The sequence below is a fragment of the Eudoraea chungangensis genome, assembly GCF_029360665.1.
In the GTDB taxonomy this organism is placed as follows: Bacteria; Bacteroidota; Bacteroidia; order Flavobacteriales; family Flavobacteriaceae; genus Eudoraea; species Eudoraea chungangensis.
Genome location: NZ_JARDUB010000004.1, coordinates 393,493 through 409,797 on the forward strand (window position 1 = coordinate 393,493; position 16,305 = coordinate 409,797).

General features: G+C 37.4%; 17 protein-coding genes and 1 other RNA gene. 11 read left to right on the forward strand and 7 right to left on the reverse strand.

Going from position 1 to position 16,305, the window contains the following annotated elements; all coding sequences use genetic code 11:
• The first annotated feature begins 15 nt into the window (after positions 1 to 15).
• The 4 genes from PXG98_RS11700 to PXG98_RS11715 are packed head-to-tail and all read left to right on the forward strand — an operon-like array spanning position 16 to position 2,975.
• On the forward strand, positions 16 to 426 hold the full coding sequence (locus PXG98_RS11700; protein WP_276391287.1) for a thioredoxin family protein: 411 nt from the start codon (positions 16 to 18) through the stop codon (positions 424 to 426).
• A gap of 2 nt (positions 427 to 428) precedes the next feature.
• Positions 429 to 1,409 carry an FAD:protein FMN transferase gene (locus tag PXG98_RS11705; RefSeq protein ID WP_276391288.1) on the forward strand — a complete coding sequence of 327 codons (981 nt, stop codon included), beginning with the start codon at positions 429 to 431 and terminating at the stop codon, positions 1,407 to 1,409.
• Positions 1,406 to 1,618, forward strand: a complete 213-nt coding sequence (locus tag PXG98_RS11710) for a DUF4266 domain-containing protein (RefSeq protein ID WP_276391290.1) — start codon at positions 1,406 to 1,408, stop codon at positions 1,616 to 1,618. Before PXG98_RS11705 ends, PXG98_RS11710 begins: the two co-directional genes overlap by 4 nt.
• 22 nt (positions 1,619 to 1,640) lie before the next feature.
• Positions 1,641 to 2,975 (forward strand): DUF3570 domain-containing protein, encoded by a 1,335-nt coding sequence (locus PXG98_RS11715; protein WP_276391291.1) that lies wholly within the window; start codon positions 1,641 to 1,643, stop codon positions 2,973 to 2,975.
• Positions 2,976 to 3,030: 55 nt separating this feature from the next.
• Here the strand turns inward: PXG98_RS11715 and rny are convergent, their stop codons facing one another.
• The 4 genes from rny to PXG98_RS11735 form a co-directional block, all read right to left on the reverse strand.
• Positions 3,031 to 4,599: a ribonuclease Y gene (gene rny / locus PXG98_RS11720; protein ID WP_276391293.1), complete on the reverse strand. Its 1,569-nt coding sequence runs from the start codon at positions 4,597 to 4,599 to the stop codon at positions 3,031 to 3,033.
• A gap of 185 nt (positions 4,600 to 4,784) precedes the next feature.
• Positions 4,785 to 4,892, reverse strand: a non-coding RNA gene (gene ssrS / locus PXG98_RS11725) — 6S RNA.
• A gap of 53 nt (positions 4,893 to 4,945) precedes the next feature.
• Positions 4,946 to 5,242: a cell division protein ZapA gene (locus PXG98_RS11730; protein ID WP_276391294.1), complete on the reverse strand. Its 297-nt coding sequence runs from the start codon at positions 5,240 to 5,242 to the stop codon at positions 4,946 to 4,948.
• A 12-nt stretch (positions 5,243 to 5,254) separates the two neighbouring features.
• Positions 5,255 to 5,545 (reverse strand): hypothetical protein, encoded by a 291-nt coding sequence (locus PXG98_RS11735; protein ID WP_276391296.1) that lies wholly within the window; start codon positions 5,543 to 5,545, stop codon positions 5,255 to 5,257.
• Positions 5,546 to 5,748: 203 nt separating this feature from the next.
• Here PXG98_RS11735 and PXG98_RS11740 point away from each other — a divergent pair, with 203 nt between their 5' ends.
• From PXG98_RS11740 to PXG98_RS11750, 3 genes are read left to right on the forward strand one after another with little or no spacing between them, the layout of a single operon-like run.
• Positions 5,749 to 7,440, forward strand: a complete 1,692-nt coding sequence (locus PXG98_RS11740) for a M23 family metallopeptidase (protein ID WP_276391298.1) — start codon at positions 5,749 to 5,751, stop codon at positions 7,438 to 7,440.
• A 4-nt stretch (positions 7,441 to 7,444) separates the two neighbouring features.
• Positions 7,445 to 9,913, forward strand: coding sequence for a TonB-dependent receptor (locus PXG98_RS11745; RefSeq protein WP_276391300.1), 2,469 nt, complete (start codon positions 7,445 to 7,447; stop codon positions 9,911 to 9,913).
• A 10-nt stretch (positions 9,914 to 9,923) separates the two neighbouring features.
• Entirely contained in the window at positions 9,924 to 10,577 is a 654-nt protein-coding gene (locus PXG98_RS11750) for a hypothetical protein (RefSeq protein ID WP_276391302.1), read from the forward strand.
• Here PXG98_RS11750 and PXG98_RS11755 read toward each other — a convergent pair.
• On the reverse strand, positions 10,574 to 11,719 hold the full coding sequence (locus PXG98_RS11755; protein ID WP_276391304.1) for a cysteine desulfurase family protein: 1,146 nt from the start codon (positions 11,717 to 11,719) through the stop codon (positions 10,574 to 10,576). The genes PXG98_RS11750 and PXG98_RS11755 overlap by 4 nt on opposite strands.
• A gap of 113 nt (positions 11,720 to 11,832) precedes the next feature.
• On the opposite strand from PXG98_RS11755, the gene PXG98_RS11760 reads away from it, so the two are divergent.
• Entirely contained in the window at positions 11,833 to 12,339 is a 507-nt protein-coding gene (locus PXG98_RS11760) for a hypothetical protein (protein ID WP_276391306.1), read from the forward strand.
• 8 nt (positions 12,340 to 12,347) lie between these two features.
• Here the strand turns inward: PXG98_RS11760 and PXG98_RS11765 are convergent, their stop codons facing one another.
• Positions 12,348 to 12,893: a Smr/MutS family protein gene (locus PXG98_RS11765; RefSeq protein ID WP_276391307.1), complete on the reverse strand. Its 546-nt coding sequence runs from the start codon at positions 12,891 to 12,893 to the stop codon at positions 12,348 to 12,350.
• Between the two features lie 155 nt (positions 12,894 to 13,048).
• On the opposite strand from PXG98_RS11765, the gene PXG98_RS11770 reads away from it, so the two are divergent.
• The 3 genes from PXG98_RS11770 to PXG98_RS11780 are packed head-to-tail and all read left to right on the forward strand — an operon-like array spanning position 13,049 to position 13,994.
• Positions 13,049 to 13,348 (forward strand): DUF2752 domain-containing protein, encoded by a 300-nt coding sequence (locus PXG98_RS11770; protein ID WP_276391309.1) that lies wholly within the window; start codon positions 13,049 to 13,051, stop codon positions 13,346 to 13,348.
• Positions 13,349 to 13,361: 13 nt separating this feature from the next.
• Positions 13,362 to 13,688, forward strand: a complete 327-nt coding sequence (locus tag PXG98_RS11775) for a CCC motif membrane protein (protein ID WP_276391311.1) — start codon at positions 13,362 to 13,364, stop codon at positions 13,686 to 13,688.
• 6 nt (positions 13,689 to 13,694) lie between these two features.
• Positions 13,695 to 13,994 carry a CCC motif membrane protein gene (locus PXG98_RS11780; RefSeq protein ID WP_276391312.1) on the forward strand — a complete coding sequence of 100 codons (300 nt, stop codon included), beginning with the start codon at positions 13,695 to 13,697 and terminating at the stop codon, positions 13,992 to 13,994.
• A gap of 76 nt (positions 13,995 to 14,070) precedes the next feature.
• Here the strand turns inward: PXG98_RS11780 and PXG98_RS11785 are convergent, their stop codons facing one another.
• Entirely contained in the window at positions 14,071 to 16,272 is a 2,202-nt protein-coding gene (locus PXG98_RS11785; RefSeq protein WP_276391313.1) for a RecQ family ATP-dependent DNA helicase, read from the reverse strand.
• Positions 16,273 to 16,305: the final 33 nt, after the last annotated feature.

A 16,305-nucleotide genomic window follows, 5' to 3' on the forward strand; every position in this document is an offset into this window, starting at 1 on the left:
TTGTTTCCTTTTTTTATGTTTTTCATCTGCGTCTTTAGTTGGGCACAGGATTGGCAAACAGATTTTAACAAGGCTAGGGAATTAGCAGCCGAGGAAAACAAGCCTATAATTTTAGTTTTTCAGGGCTCGGATTGGTGTGCACCTTGCATTAAACTAGATAGAGATATTTGGCAAGATGAGGACTTCATTAAATACGCAAAAAAGAACTATATCATGTTATTAGCCGATTTTCCGCGAAGAAAGAAGAATAAACTCTCTGCGGTACAACAGCTAAGGAACAATAAACTAGCAGAAATCTACAATAAAGATGGTAATTTCCCTCTAGTGGTTATTTTAGATCAAAAAGGTGACGTTTTTGGTAAAACCGCCTACAAAAAAAGTAGCCCAGAAGACTATATCTCACTAATAAACTCTTTTTTACAATAAACATGCGACTCGTCTATCTAGTTTGTTTCAGTCTTTTTGTTTTCCTCGGAAACAGCCAAATTACCTATCGCAAAGACTTTATGGCCATGGGGAGTGGCTTTCAAATTACCGTCATTGCAAAAGACTCCTTAGAAGCGTCCTCTGCAATTGATTTGGCAATACAGGAGATAAACCGAATTGAAAGATTAATTTCTTCTTGGGACCTAAATTCCGAGACCTCTGCAATTAATCATGAGGCAGGGCTTAGACCAACTGAGGTTAGTTCTGAACTTTTTTCACTTATAGAAAGGGCTAATAAAATATCGCTTCTTACCGATGGAGCTTTTGACATAAGCTATGCCTCCATGGATAAGATTTGGAAATTCGATGGGAGTGTCCAAGATATGCCTTCCAAAGAAGAGATTGCGGCTTCCATTTCAAAAGTAGGATTTACTAAAATAATTCTAAACCCTAGTGAAAGAACCGTCTGGTTAGGAGAAAAGGGGATGAAAATTGGTTTTGGCGCCATAGGAAAAGGCTATGCTGCGGATATGGCCAAAAGTCTATTGCAGAATCTTGGAATCTCTTCAGGAATAGTCAACGCCTCAGGAGATATGACCACTTGGGGAAAACAAGTAAATGGCAAAGCTTGGACTGTTGCTATTACAAATCCACTCAACAAAGACAAGGCATTTGCAACCCTACCAATTACCAACGGTGCAGTAGTGACCTCAGGAAACTATGAAAAGTACATATCTATCAATGGCAAACGATACACCCATATAATAGACCCCAGGACTGGTTATCCTTCGTCTGGTTTGCTCAGTGTTACCGTTTTTGCTCCTAAAGCGGAATTGGCAGACGCACTCGCCACCTCTGTATTCGTAATGGGTTTAGAGACGGGCATACACCGAATTAATCAAATCCCTGGAGTAGAATGCATTGTAATAGATGAGAAGGGGCAACTTCATAGCTCTAATAATATTAAAATTGATAAAACATGATAAAAAAGCTATTCATTCTTTTGTGTCTTGCGATGTGTCTTCATAGTTGTGTGGTCGTTAAAGGTTATGAAAAAGTTAATCTAAACGATCCCGATATGGTACTATCCGAAAAAACATCAGATAGAAATATTACCATTTTTCATTCGTATAGAGAAGGTGCCGTCGGTGCCAACGGAGGAAAAACTGGTGGCGGTTGTGGTTGCAACTAATACCATACTAAACAAAATTCAGGTGATTTTTAGACAAGCCCAATCTTACAATCTTTTAATTATAACCTTGTTCTTCTTAGGAGCTAAGGCCCATGCCCAAAATCTACCTGAAAATTCCACGGATTATACTCCTCGGGTTTTAGAGACTACTGAAATAGATTTTTTATCTAGTTATTATTCACAAGATGGTAATAATGCTGCTGTTACTGGAGGCTTGGGAACAGAAGAACTTACCGATGTAACTGCGGCATTTGTAATATCTATTCCACTTAGTGAAGACGATATTCTAACAATAGATACTGGAATTTCTGCCTATACCTCGGCCTCCTCAAGTAATATTAATCCATTTGACAAAAGGCCTGCTGACCCATTTACGGCCGCTACAGGAGCTTCCAGAGACGATACCTGGTACAATCTTACCGCAGCTTATAGCAAATCTTCGGACGATAGGAATACAATTTGGTCCGCAAAGGTCTCCTTTTCTACAGAATACGATTATTCATCTTTTGGATTCGGAGGTAGTTATAGTAAGCTTTTAAACGAAAAAAACACTGAGATATCTATTAACGCCAGTGTATTTTTAGACAAGTGGAATGCAATTTACCCCTATGAACTTCGTCCCTTTGCGCCGGGAGGCTTGGGATTGGATGACTTTCTTTTTAGAGAAAACACCATTACGGGTAATCCAGACTACGACCCTGATTTTACTGTTTTTTCTAATGAAAAAAGAAATTCCTACGCCCTGGGATTAAGTCTCTCTCAGATTATTACTAAAAATATTCAAGGAAGTTTTCTCGTAGATTTCGTTCAGCAAAACGGACTGTTGTCCACACCATTTCAAAGAGTTTATTTTGAAGACGTGGAAGACTCTTTTATTGATAACTTTCATCTAGCAGACGATGTTGAACGCTTGCCAGATAAAAGATTTAAAGTAGCCTTAGGTACTAGGCTTAACTTTTATATCAATGAATTTTTTGTATTGCGCTCGTTTTATCGATTTTATACCGACGATTGGGGGATTACTTCGCATACTGCCAGTCTGGAAATACCAATAAAAATAGTTGATAAATGGACTCTATATCCTGCATACAGGTTCTACTACCAAAGTTCCGTAGACTATTTTGCTTTTTATAACCAGCACAACTCGCAGCAAAGGTATTACACCTCTGATTTTGATCTCTCCCAATACGCTGCAAATCAATATGGAATTGGCGTGAATTATACCGATATATTTACCAAGCTAAGGCTTTGGAAAATAGCTCTAAAAAGTATAGATCTTAGGTACAATTACTACCACAGAAATACTGGTCTTTCCGCTGGAATTATCTCAGGAGGATTAACATTTCAGGTTCAGTAAATAACCCTTTGAGGCAATTGCGGTCTTCAATGCCCAGGAATTTATAAACAAAATCCTATTTCGCGACGTTTACAGAGCGTGTTTCTCTAATTACAGTTACCTTAACCTGTCCGGGATAGGTCATATCCGTTTGTATTTTTTGAGAAATTTCAAACGACAACTGTCCTGCCTTTTCATCACTCACTTTCTCACTTTCCACTATTACACGCAATTCTCTCCCTGCTTGTATGGCATAAGCCTTTTGGACGCCATTAAAAGCAAAGGCAATATCCTCTAAATCTTTTAGTCTTTGGATATACGAATCTAATACCTGTCTTCTAGCTCCTGGTCTGGCACCACTTATTGCATCACATACCTGAACAATTGGCGAAATAAGTGTTTTCATTTCTATTTCATCATGGTGCGCGCCTATTGCATTGCAGACATCCGGTTTCTCTCCGTATTTCTCGGCCCACTGCATGCCTAAAATTGCATGAGGTGTTTCTACTTCGGCTTCGGTATTTGGCACTTTTCCAATGTCGTGCAAGAGTCCGGCTCTTTTAGCTATTTTGGGGTTTAAACCTAATTCAGCAGACATAACGCCGCATAGTTTTGCAACTTCTCTGGAGTGCTGTAAAAGATTTTGGCCATAGGAAGAGCGATATTTCATTCTTCCAACCGCCTTGATGAGTTCTGGGTGCAATCCATGAATACCAAGGTCTATTACTGTTCGTTTACCAACCTCAACTATTTCCTGTTCTATTTGCTTTTCGGTCTTTCTTACAACCTCTTCTATTCTGGCCGGATGAATCCTACCATCTGTAACTAGTTTGTGAAGAGATAATCTGGCTACTTCCCTGCGAACAGAATCAAAACAAGATAGTATTATCGCTTCCGGGGTATCATCCACGATGATCTCTACCCCAGTGGCAGATTCTAAAGCTCTGATATTTCTTCCTTCTCTTCCAATTATTCGTCCTTTTACGTCGTCGGAATCCAGATTAAAAACAGAAACACAATTTTCAACAGCCTCCTCTGTTCCTATTCTTTGAATGGTGTTAATGACAATTTTTTTAGCTTCTTGTTGTGCGGTAAGCTTAGTTTCTTCCATGGTCGCTTGCAGATAGGCCATGGCATCAGATTTTGCTGTTTCTTTGAGAGACTCTAAGAGCTGACTCTTTGCATCTTCCGCCGATAGTCCGGAAATTACCTCCAGTTGTTTTACCTGACTATTGTGTAATTTTTCTAATTCTGATTGTTTTTTCTCGTATAGTTCCAGTTTATGACGGACGTCTTTTAATTTAGTTTCTAGTTGCTCATTAAGCTTTCTGTTTTTTGCCAATTCGCCACTCACTTGAGACTCTTTATCTCTGGTTCTTTTTTCTGATTCTGAGATTTTTTTATTTTTATTGACAATAACCTTCTCATGTTCAGCTTTTAGCTCTAAAAACTTCTCTTTGGCTTGAAAAATTTTATCTTTTTTAATGTTCTCCCCCTCGATTTTAGCCTCCTTCAAAACAGAAAGCGCCTCTTTTTTAGCATTAGAAACCGTCTTGGTGGCCTTTCCTTTTTCTAAGATCTTAGCAATTCCTATTCCAATTACCAAGCCAACAATTGCGGCTATGGCGATAGTAGTAATATCCATAATTTAATCCAATAATTAGTACTTCCTTTTTTGCTACCGTAGTAGCCTTAGTTTTCTTAATTCAATAGCTATCAGAACATCCAAATAAACTGACTACACAGAAGATTTACAAATCTTTCGTCTGTATTAGAACTATATAGAACGTTCATTAAACAAAAAAACCCACATTAGTGGAAGTTCTGTACAAACTCCTATGAACAGGTTTAGGGCTAACAGGTTGATCAAGGATCCTTTACTAGAAGGCCTGCTTTTACAACCTAAACTCACCCTTTTTAAACAAATTAATGTTGAGTTTGTCAAAATTATATACCAATGTGGGCAGTAACTTTATTTTATGTAAAAGAACTTATTTTATGCTAAGTTTAGAATTAACCAATTGATCTAAAGCTTTCAGCCGCTCTGTGACCTCTTTGGTATCTTCACTACTCTCTATGCCTTTTTGTTCAATTTTAGAGGCAAACTGCAAGGCACACATGGCCAAAACATCTTGTTTATCTCTAACGGCATAGTTTTGCTCAAATTTTTTAGCAAGCTGTTCAATATTCTTCGCAGCCTTTCGCAACCCTTCTTCCTGACTAGGGTCGATGGTCAAAGGGTATACTCTATCTGCGATAGAAAGTTTTATTTTTAGCCTTTCTCCCATACTAGTTTTACACTACTCAGCTAATTGCGCAATACAATAGTCCAATTCTCTGATTAATGTATTTATTTTGAGCTTTGCTTCTGTTTTATTGTTCTCACTGCCCAGCATAGAATTGGCAAGTTTTAGCGAATTATATCTCTCTTCCCATTCCGAAATGGAATCTCTGCTTGCTTCGTTGTCTCTTTTTAAATATTCAATCTCCTCCTCTAACTTTACCTTAGTTTTCCCAAGCAACTCAATTTTATGAAGAAGCTTGCTAATTTTGTTTTCCAAGGAGTCAACGATTTCAACCAATTCACTCATTTGTCAATCCAATGCTATTTACACAAAGTTAACATTCCTGAAACGACTGCACAAAAGTTTTAGCATTTATTCTTAAAGCTTCACTTTAAATAAAGGAATATACCCGAAATGGCCGTTGCAAAACCTTATATTTTTCTATTTGTTTGGCTTGCTTTTTTTTGTGTTAGTATCCTATTCTTTAAATTCGCAATAACTTATTAGCTATGAGAATAATTTTAATTGGCTTTCTGTTAATTAATCAGATATTGGTTTTTGGACAGGAAAAATATCCTCAAGACGTTTTTGGGTCCCCCTTAGAAATCCCTCTAATACTTGCTGGCACCTTTGGTGAACTCCGTTCTAATCATTTCCATGGGGGAATAGACATAAAAACCCAACAGCGAGAGGGTCTTCCAATTCAGTCTATTTATGAGGGCACGGTAACTAGAATTAAAGTTGGACTCTGGGGTTATGGAAAGGTAATTTATATTGCACATCCCAATGGCTTTACTTCTGTATATGGTCATCTGCAAAAATTTTCTCCCGAGATAGAGAACTATGTTAAAAACATTCAGTATCAAAAAAAGGCTTACGAAATAGAAGTTTTTCCAGAATATGGAGAACTAAAAGTGTCTAAAGGAGAATTAATAGCATATTCTGGGAATACGGGTGGTTCTTCCGGGCCACATCTACATTTTGAGATACGAAGCAGTATTTCCGAAAAACCTACCAATCCGCTGCTATATGGATACGAAGTTCGCGATGCAACGAATCCGACCCTCTTAGGCCTATATGCCTACCCCATTAGCAAAGGTGCGGTGGTAAACAGTCGAAATTCCAAAACCCAAATAAAGTTCAACAAACAACAAGATGGTTCTTATCTGGCCAATAAGGTAGTGGCTTTAGGAGAAATAGGTTTTGGGATTGAAACCTATGACAGACAGGATTTAGCAGCCAATAAGAATGGAATCTTTTCTGTAGAACAATTGGTAAATGGCAGAACCTATAGCAAATATGTATTCGAGGAATTTTCCTTTCGAGAAACGAGATATATTAATACGCTTATAGACTACGAACACTACAGCAAAACAAACAGGAGAATACAATATTGTTTTCTTCAGCCCGGAAACAAACTCGGTATTTATAAAGAAATATTTGAAGATGGTAAAATTACGGTTCGCCGAGGATTGTCTTATGAAGTGGAAATTGTTATCAAAGACTGGCACAATAATACCGTTAGAGTAAAAATTCCTGTAGAAGGGAAAGAACCCGAGGAGCAAGTGTATAATGAAGACTATAAAACAGCATATTATTTAACCTCCAGGCAGCCCAATAATTATGACTTAGGTGCGGCAAAAGTATATTTTCCACCAAATACGTTTTATGACAACTTCTATCTAGACTTAAAACAAGGAACAGATACTATTCAAATCCACAAGGGTACAGTGCCTGCCCATAAAAGATTTACGGTAACTTTCGATGTAAAAAAGTATTCTTTGAAGGAGAGAAAAAAGATGTTTATTGCCTGGCTAGATGCAAAAGGGAGGCCAAACTATATAAATACCTTTAAAAGAGAAGGTACTTTTTCAGTAAAAACAAGAAATCTTGGGAAATATACTTTGGCAACAGATACCATTCCACCTAAAATACGTCCCAAAAATTTCAAGGAAAAACAATGGTTAAATAACTACCGGTATTTGAGTATCCAAATCTCGGACGATCTGAGTGGAATAGATACGTATTCGGCCACATTAAATGGCGAATGGATTCTAATGGAATACGAGCCAAAAACCAATACACTCACCTATAATTTCGACGATAAAATATTAAATCACACGCAATGTGATCTTAAACTAATCGTTACTGATAACGTAGGAAACACAACTACTTTTAGTAGTAATTTTTTCAGAAAGTAAATATTTGAACTGGCCCAAACTGTTTTTAACTATTTCACTCCTAGGTTTTATAGGTCCTTTGTGGGGTCAAAAAGCTACAGTTACCGGTGTGGTATTAAATGAAAAAAAAGAACCCGTGGCCAATGTAAATATAGAATCCCAAGGGAAGGGGACTTCTACAGACGACACTGGTTTTTATCTTCTTGAGGTTCTTGCGGATATTGAGATTACAATTTCTTTCTCCCATATGGGACATAAAAATGTAATTCTAGAAAATCTAATTCTTACCACCAATGAGACTTTTGAGTTTAACCCGGTAATGAAAACCGATGTTCAACAAATAGATGGGGTAGAAGTTACTGCCACAGGGGAAAAAAGCGTAGAAGGAATTACTACAATCGCAGCCGATTTGGTCCGGAATATTCCCGGGGCCAATGCGGGGGTAGAGAACGTTCTTAAGCTTCTCCCAGGGGTTTCTTCGAATAATGAGCTAAGCACCCAATACGCAGTTAGGGGCGGGAATTATGATGAGAACCTTGTTTATATCAATGACATTGAAGTATATCGTCCTTTTTTAATTCGATCAGGTCAGCAGGAAGGTCTGAGTTTTGTAAACAGTACAATGGTGGAAAGCCTTGAATTTTCTTCGGGAGGATTTCAGGCAAACTATGGAGACAAACTATCTTCCGTACTTGATATAACCTACAAAAGACCATCAGAATTTGCTCTTAGTGTAGATGCCAGCCTTTTAGGAGCCTCCCTTACGGCCGAGACTATTTCTAAAAACAGGAACTTCACGAGCATTACTGGAGCTCGATACCGAAACAATAGTCTACTGGTAAACAGCCAGGACACCAACGCAAATTTTACTCCAATTTTTGCAGATGTACAAACTTTTTTGAGTTATCAATTTAGCTCTAAATTCAATCTTAGCTTTTTAGGTAACCTCTCTCTTAACGATTACCAAAATACCCCATTAACCAGAAGAACCAATTTTGGTACCATTAATAATCCACAGTCGCTTATCGTATTTTTTCAGGGAGAAGAAGATAATACATACGCCACAAGCATGGGCGCCTTCAAGGCAAGTTTTACTCCAAAAGACAATCTTTCCTTAAGCCTTATTAGCTCGGTTTACCATACGGTTGAAGAAGAATTTTCTGATGTTATTTCGCAATATGAACTAGGAGAAATTGATATAAACTTAGGGGACGACAATTCTGGGGATATCAGCTCTACACGAGGCATTGGAACGCAATTCAATCGAGCACGAAATATCTTGGATGCTTTAATTGTAAATGTGGGGCATAAAGGGCTGTACAATAAGGATAACTCCACCTGGGAATGGGGTTTAAAATATACCCACGAAGATATCCGAGATCAAATAAGAGAATCGGAATTTATTGATTCTCTTGGATTCTCCGTTAGACCACCTTTTGAGGAGTTTCAAAATAATCAGCCAGAAGAACCTTTTACTGCCGATATAGAGCCATATACGTCTATTTCTGCCTTGAATTTTGTTACCACAGATAGAGCATCTGCCTACCTGCAATACAGCCGGCGAGTGCAATGGAATTCTAGCAACATCTATTATAATTTGGGTGTTAGAGCGCAATACTGGGTTTTAAGCGGTCAAGGTTTTGATACTAATTCGCAGTTTATTTTTAGCCCAAGGGGACAGTTCGCATTGAAACCAAGCTGGAAAATTGATATGCTATTTAGGTTGGCTGCAGGAATCTATCAGCAACCACCTTTTTACAGAGAATTAAGAGATGAAACAGGCACTATCCAATCTGAAGTGGAAGCGCAAAAATCTGTCCACCTTGTCTTGGGAAATGAATATAGTTTTGAGTTGTGGAAACGCCCTTTTAAACTGGTAAGTGAAGTTTACTACAAAGACTTAACCAAGGTAAATCCATATACTTTAGAGGACGTCCGAATAAGATATGAGGCAAATAACAATGCAGTTGCTTACGCCTATGGCTTTGATTTCAGACTAAATGGGGCATTCGTTCCCGGCACAGAATCTTGGGTGAGTTTAGGTTTTTTAAAAACAGAAGAGAATATAGACAATAGAGGATATATTTCTAGACCATCTGACCAACGTTTTCAACTAGGTATTTTATGGCAAGACTATATCCCTTCTATCCCTAGGCTTAGGATGTATTTAAATCTGGTATATAACACAGGAGTTCCTGGCGGATCCCCAAATTATGCAGATCCTTATGAATTTCAGAGTAGATTAAGAGATTATAGGCGTGCAGATTTAGGTATTTCGTATATTTTTGCAAGCATTAACGATTCTTATCCAAAAGGACATTGGTTACATAGCTTTGAAGAGCTCAACTTAGGTTTTGAAATTTACAACCTATTTAATAATCAAAACGCCATAACAAATACCTGGGTGAGAGATGTGGATAGCAAACAAGAATTTGCCGTTCCAAATTTTATGACTTCGCGTGTTTTTAATATTAAACTGGGCATGCGCTTTTAGAACTAGAAAAATGAAGAAGCTTTTGGTAATTAGTAGTATGTTATTTTTATCCCTACTACAAGCACAGAAGAATGTATATGAAAGTAATAAGTTTGATCTGCTCAGTGCGGATCACAAAATTTTAGCGATTATACCTTTTTTTACCCATTTAGATTTAAAGGAGAATATTGAAAAGGGAGAGGTAAAACGACTAGAAGAAAAAGAAGGTTACGCAGTACAAAATGCTTTAGAAACCTATTTTGGTCTGGGAAAGAAAAAAAAGAAGTTTACGGTTGAATTTCAAAATATAAAAAATACAAATGCCCTTTTAGCTCAGGAAAATATTAGCTACGACAATATAGATACCTATACTATTCATGAGCTATGTGAAATTCTCAAGGTAGATGCCATTGTAAGCGGCAACCTAGATCTAAACATCCTTTTATCTAAAGGAATACCCACAGAATTTAGTTTTCTGGATTATATTCTAGGAGATGCAGATTACGGTCGAATTGGTATCAAAATAAGTGATGGGGACTCTGGTAAGCTTTTATGGAAATACGAAAATAAAATCACTAAAAAATCTGGCAAAAACACTTATGACCTGATTGATAAAATGATGAAAAAGCTAGTCCGAAAGTTTCCTTATGACAAAGAAAGATTGAAACCTAAAAAGGGAGTCTAATCACAAAACTCTTTTAAGGTTTCTAAGACATAGTCTATTTCCTCTTTTGTATTGTATTTTGAAAATGAAAACCTCAAAGAAGGTTTTTTTAAGTCCTCTTCTGAAAGAATGGCATTTAAAACGTGTGATGTACCTGAAGCACCAGACTGGCATGCACTTCCTTTAGAACAGGCAATCCCCTTTAAGTCTAAGTGAAAAAGTAACATCAGCGCTTTTTCCTCACTTATGTCAAGGCAAACATTCACCAAGGTATAAGTGCTCTTGTCTAAATCGCCCGAGTGTCCGTTAAATTGTGCATTCGGTATTTTATTCCCAATTTGCTCAATAAAATAGGTCTTTAAACCGCTTATATATGCCTTTTCTTCTTCCAAATCCTTGTAAGCAGAAACGAAGGCTTCTCTTAGGCCCACAATATTGTGCAAAGCCTCTGTTCCGGCTCTACTACCCCTCTCCTGCGACCCTCCAAGTATTAAAGGGTTTATGGGTAATCCCTTTCTAATATAAGCAAAACCAATGCCCTTTGGCCCATGAAATTTATGCGCCGCAGCAGCCATAAAATCTATAGAAGATTTTTGCACGTCCCATTGAAAGTGACCCACAGACTGAACCGTATCGGAATGTAACAGGGCTCCATGTTCTTTGCACAGCAATCCTACACGATCTATGTCTATCAAATTTCCAATCTCATTGTTTACGTGCATTAAGGAAACCAATTTCTTATGACCCTCTTCTTTTAATAGTTCCTCGAGATGATCCAATTTTGGGTTGCCAAAGCTATCAAGGGAAACATAGCACACTCTGATGCCATATTCTTCTTCCAAACTTTCTACTACATGAAGCACTGCATGATGTTCAATTTTTGATGTAATGATAGTTTTTACACCCAAATCCTTTACCGCCGATCTCAGAACCATATTATCTGCCTCGGTACCACCGGAAGTGAAAACAATTTCTGAAGGATGCGCATTTATAGTTTTCGCAATTTCCTTTCTGGTCTGTTCAATTTCTGTCTTTGCACTTCTGCCAAAGGCATGTGTTGAAGAAGGATTTCCAAAACAATCTGCAAGCGCCTCTTGCATCCTGGAAATTACTTCCCCTCTTAAAGGGGTAGTGGCTGCGTTGTCAAAATAAATCTTTCTCATGGCACAAACTCTATAGAAAATGGCTACAAAAATACTCTAAATAATAATAACCCAGATATAAAATCCCTTTAATAAACTAGGATAAAAGAACTAAATTCATGTAAATTTGACGCATGAAAAAAGTTGTTTTACTAGTCTTACTGAGTATTTCCTTATCCTGCGATGATGGGGATTTAACCATCGAAACTATTGATTTTGATGATGCTTCTATTATGTTTTGCGAATCAAGCACAACTATTGATTCTGACCTTTTTTTTAAACTCAATTCTACAGAATCCTTAATACTCAAATTACAAAGTGGAATTCTTAAGAATGAAGTCTCAGAAGATACAATTGTTAGCAGTGTCCCTTCTCAATCGCAGATAACCTATAGAACATTCTCGGGTACAGTAAGCAAAGATTATTTCTGTGATGATATTCCTCCCTTAGATCCTGTAGTTTTGCAAGAACTAGAAGCAGAGGGTGGAAGTGTAAAAATTTTTACTACACAAAGTGAGACAGACACTACCGTATTTGAACACAACATTAGACTAAGCGCCATTTCTCTGGTAAATGAAAAAGGGGAAAGGTTAACCGACTTACGAATAAATAATTTTGGAACCATTACTACCCAAGAATAATATCCCGGTTAGTTTTGAGTAATATGAATTTCTGTGGCACCCAGGCCATATTTTTGGTAGTCTGCATCATAATATCTCAGTTGCTCGTACCTTCTAAATAAGTAATATAATTCCTCCTTTAATACTCCCTCTCCAACCCCATGAATGAACACAATTTTTGGAATCCTTTTTGCAATGGCAAAATCTAATTGTCTTTTTGCAGTGTCTATTTGGATGTTTAGAATATCATAATTATTTAAACCTTTAGTTGCTGGTACAATTTTATGGATATGCAGATCTATAACCATAGTCGGGGCATTTCTCTCCTTCGGTTTTATTCTTTTGGCACTTTTCCTTTTAAAAGCTTTTTTCTCCTTAAGCGCATTTTTAACGGCATCTTTTCCAATGCCAAAAGAATCCCTATATGTCAGGAGCACTAATTCTTCAGGATTAAAGTGTATATCAAAGCCATCGGAGGTGCGGACTAGTATCTGCGCCTTACCAATTTCTTTTATTATTCCAGTAAGCTTCTCATCCAAGACCTCAACCTGGTCCCCTATCTGCCATAAATGCATGTTTTTGGTTTTAAAACGACTTATTCTTCTTAACTAACAGACCATATCTAATAAAATTATCTAGACCAACTAAATTTACCAAAATTAAGGGCATATTAGTTTTTCAAAGCCAAAAATAGTAGTATTTTACAGAGGAAAAATTTGTATTGGTGAAAATGTTCTATTCTTTGCGTTTTGTATTTTTTGAAGGCAAGATGTTACCTTGCATTAATAAACAAATTCTGGGTTTTGAATGTCCTGGTTGTGGCTTGCAAAGGGCTTTTGCATTCTTAATTGAAGGAGAATTTTTACAAGCCTTCTACATGTACCCTGCGATTTATCCATTAATGCTTTTAATGGCAGTTATTATTATGGATCAGTTTTTCTCCCTAAAATTTGCCAATAAGCTAATCATATTTTTAGCCATTACTGCCGTTGGCAGTATCCTTATTAATTATGCATTAAAATTTATTTAAAACTCTTTAGCCCATGGAACAAGAAAAACTACCAAATATTACACTGGCCATTGTATTGTCTATTCTTTCCTATATCTGTTGTTGTTTTGGAGGTTTACCCGGTGCCTTACTAGCCGGAGTCGGTTATTTTTTGGTAAGAAAGGATGAAAATAAATACATAGAAAATCCCGAAGGATATTCTAATTATAGCCAGCTGAAAACAGCCAAGGTTTTAGCTATTATAGGAATCGTCATTGGATTGCTTTATTTCGCTATTGCTACTTACAATATTTATAAAATGGGTGGTTGGGAAGCCTATATGGAACAAGTAAGAATAATGTCGGAACAATTTCAAGAATAGAATTATATGAGTCAACAACCATTACCCGGTGCCAGTACAGCGCTTACCATGGGAATAATTTCCATAATCGGCGCTATAAGTTGTTGTGGCCCTTTTGCCATAATCTTTAGTATCATAGGTTTAGTAAATGCCAAAAATGCCGATCAGTTATACAAGGAGAACCCACAGAACTATACTGGTTTTGAAAGCGTTAGAACAGGAAGAATCCTGTCTTATGTGGGCATGGCTCTAGCCCTAATCTATCTAGTATTTGCCATTCTTTATTTTGGCGTAATAGTTGCCTTTATAAGTTCGGGAAAAATCTAAAACTAGCTTCTATCGGAAATTAAGAAGGATGCCATGGGCATCCTTCTTAATTTCCAACAGTTATTTTCTTGTATTTTTAGTTGGCAACTTCACTCATGAACTTCAATCGGTATAATCTCAATTCTTCATCCTCATATTCCCCATCAAACTCTTTTTGAGCTTCTTCGATATTATCGGTTTCTGCTTCTAAAAAATAGTCATGTATTTCTTCTTGTTGATCTTCATCCAGGATTTCATCTATCCAATATCCGATATTGAGCTTTGTACCGCTAAAAACAATTTGTTCCATTTCTTTGACCAATTCTTCTATACCCAGACCCTTGGCAGAGGCGATATCATCTAATGGTAACTTTCTATCCACATTTTGTATGATATAGAGTTTTAAGGCAGAATTGGCCCCAGTACTCTTCACCACTAGGTCATCTGGCCGCATAATATCATTATCCTCTACATATTGGGTAATTAGGCTAATAAAGGGTTTTCCATATTTTTTGGCTTTTCCTTCTCCCACCCCATGAATATTCACTAGTTCTTCCATAGAGATTGGATACTTAAGAGCCATGTCATCCAAGGATGGATCTTGGAAAATCACAAATGGAGGCACATCTAATTTTTTTGCCTGTTGTTTTCTTAAATCCTTCAAAAACCTTAAAAGTTTATTGTCTGCGGAGCCTCCGGCATTCTTGGCAGCGGTTACAATAGCATCGTCATTTTCTGCGTTGTACACATGGTCTTTAGTCATCATAAATGCAATCGGTCTATCCAAATAACTAAGACCTTTAGGTGTGAGATGCAAAATTCCATATTGCTCAATTTCCTTTTTCAAATAACCTTCAACAAGGACTTGTCTTATAAGAGCCATCCAATAACCCTTATCTCTTTCGGCTCCAATTCCAAAAAACGGCTTTTCATTTGTTTTATGAGATGCTATCAAAGCATTAGAAGCTCCTGTGAGGGCTAAAACAATTTCCTTGGCCTTGAACTTCTCCTTGGTCCCTTGCACTACCTGAAGCAACTTAATTACGCTGTCTTTTGCCTCTTCTTTTGGTTTAGGATTCCTTGCATTATCATCCATATCGGCACCTTCTCCGGTAACAGCGTCGAATTCCTCTCCAAAGTAATGTAGAATAAACTTTCTTCTCGACATGGAAGTTTCTGCATAAGCCACAATTTCTTGGAGCAGAGCATTCCCTATTTCTTGCTCCGCCACAGGCTTCCCGGACATGAACTTTTCTAATTTTTCAATATCCTTATAAGAGTAGAATGCCAAACAATGGCCTTCGCCTCCATCTCTGCCAGCCCTACCTGTTTCCTGATAATAACTTTCAATACTTTTGGGTATATCATGATGTATTACATACCTAACGTCTGGCTTATCTATTCCCATCCCAAACGCAATGGTTGCTACTACCACATCTACATCTTCCATAAGAAACATATCCTGATACTTAGACCTAGTTTTTGCATCAAAACCGGCGTGATAGGGTACGGCACTAACCCCATTAACCTGTAAAACCTGGGCTAGTTCTTCTACCCTTTTTCTGCTTAGGCAATAAATAATTCCAGATTTACCACTATTCTTTTTTACAAATCGAATTATGTCGGCGTCTACATTTTTTGTTTTAGGTCTTATTTCATAAAACAAATTAGGTCTGTTAAAGGAAGCCTTGAATACGGTAGCATCGCCAATTCCCAAATTTTTAATAATATCTTCTTGTACCTTAGGAGTGGCAGTTGCAGTTAGTCCTATAATGGGGATTCCCTCTCCCAAACGATTAATTATCGCTCTTAGATTTCTATATTCTGGTCTAAAATCATGGCCCCATTCAGAAATACAATGTGCCTCATCTATAGCCACAAATGAAAGAGGTACTGTTTGTAAGAAACTAATATAATCTTCTTTGGTAAGAGACTCTGGAGCAACATATAAGAGTTTCGTTATGCCATCTTGTATATCCTGCTTTACCTCTTTAACCTGGGTTTTGGTCAGGGAAGAATTAAGAACATGCGCCACCCCGGGATGCGAGGATACACCCCTTATCGCATCGACCTGATTCTTCATTAATGCTATTAGGGGAGAGACAACTATGGCAGTGCCGTCTTTAATTAATGCCGGTAATTGGTAACAAAGAGATTTACCCCCACCCGTAGGCATAATTACGAATGTATTTCTATTCTTTAGTATATTTTTGATAACCGCCTCTTGGAGGCCCTTGAATTTGGAAAAACCAAAGTACTTCTTTAGCGCTGCGTGCAGCTCAATCTCATTTAATTCCATTAGATATTTTCGATATGGTTCTCGTTTTTAAGA

Coding starts and splice junctions, on each gene's coding strand:
- PXG98_RS11700 (WP_276391287.1), top strand. CDS start 16: ATGTTTTTCATCTGCGTCTTTAGTTGGGCACAGGATTGGCAAACAGAT.
- PXG98_RS11705 (WP_276391288.1), top strand. CDS start 429: ATGCGACTCGTCTATCTAGTTTGTTTCAGTCTTTTTGTTTTCCTCGGA.
- PXG98_RS11710 (WP_276391290.1), top strand. CDS start 1,406: ATGATAAAAAAGCTATTCATTCTTTTGTGTCTTGCGATGTGTCTTCAT.
- rny (WP_276391293.1), bottom strand. CDS start 4,599: ATGGATATTACTACTATCGCCATAGCCGCAATTGTTGGCTTGGTAATT.
- PXG98_RS11730 (WP_276391294.1), bottom strand. CDS start 5,242: ATGGGAGAAAGGCTAAAAATAAAACTTTCTATCGCAGATAGAGTATAC.
- PXG98_RS11735 (WP_276391296.1), bottom strand. CDS start 5,545: ATGAGTGAATTGGTTGAAATCGTTGACTCCTTGGAAAACAAAATTAGC.
- PXG98_RS11740 (WP_276391298.1), top strand. CDS start 5,749: ATGAGAATAATTTTAATTGGCTTTCTGTTAATTAATCAGATATTGGTT.
- PXG98_RS11750 (WP_276391302.1), top strand. CDS start 9,924: ATGAAGAAGCTTTTGGTAATTAGTAGTATGTTATTTTTATCCCTACTA.
- PXG98_RS11755 (WP_276391304.1), bottom strand. CDS start 11,719: ATGAGAAAGATTTATTTTGACAACGCAGCCACTACCCCTTTAAGAGGG.
- PXG98_RS11760 (WP_276391306.1), top strand. CDS start 11,833: ATGAAAAAAGTTGTTTTACTAGTCTTACTGAGTATTTCCTTATCCTGC.
- PXG98_RS11765 (WP_276391307.1), bottom strand. CDS start 12,893: ATGCATTTATGGCAGATAGGGGACCAGGTTGAGGTCTTGGATGAGAAG.
- PXG98_RS11770 (WP_276391309.1), top strand. CDS start 13,049: ATGTTCTATTCTTTGCGTTTTGTATTTTTTGAAGGCAAGATGTTACCT.
- PXG98_RS11775 (WP_276391311.1), top strand. CDS start 13,362: ATGGAACAAGAAAAACTACCAAATATTACACTGGCCATTGTATTGTCT.
- PXG98_RS11780 (WP_276391312.1), top strand. CDS start 13,695: ATGAGTCAACAACCATTACCCGGTGCCAGTACAGCGCTTACCATGGGA.
- PXG98_RS11785 (WP_276391313.1), bottom strand. CDS start 16,272: ATGGAATTAAATGAGATTGAGCTGCACGCAGCGCTAAAGAAGTACTTT.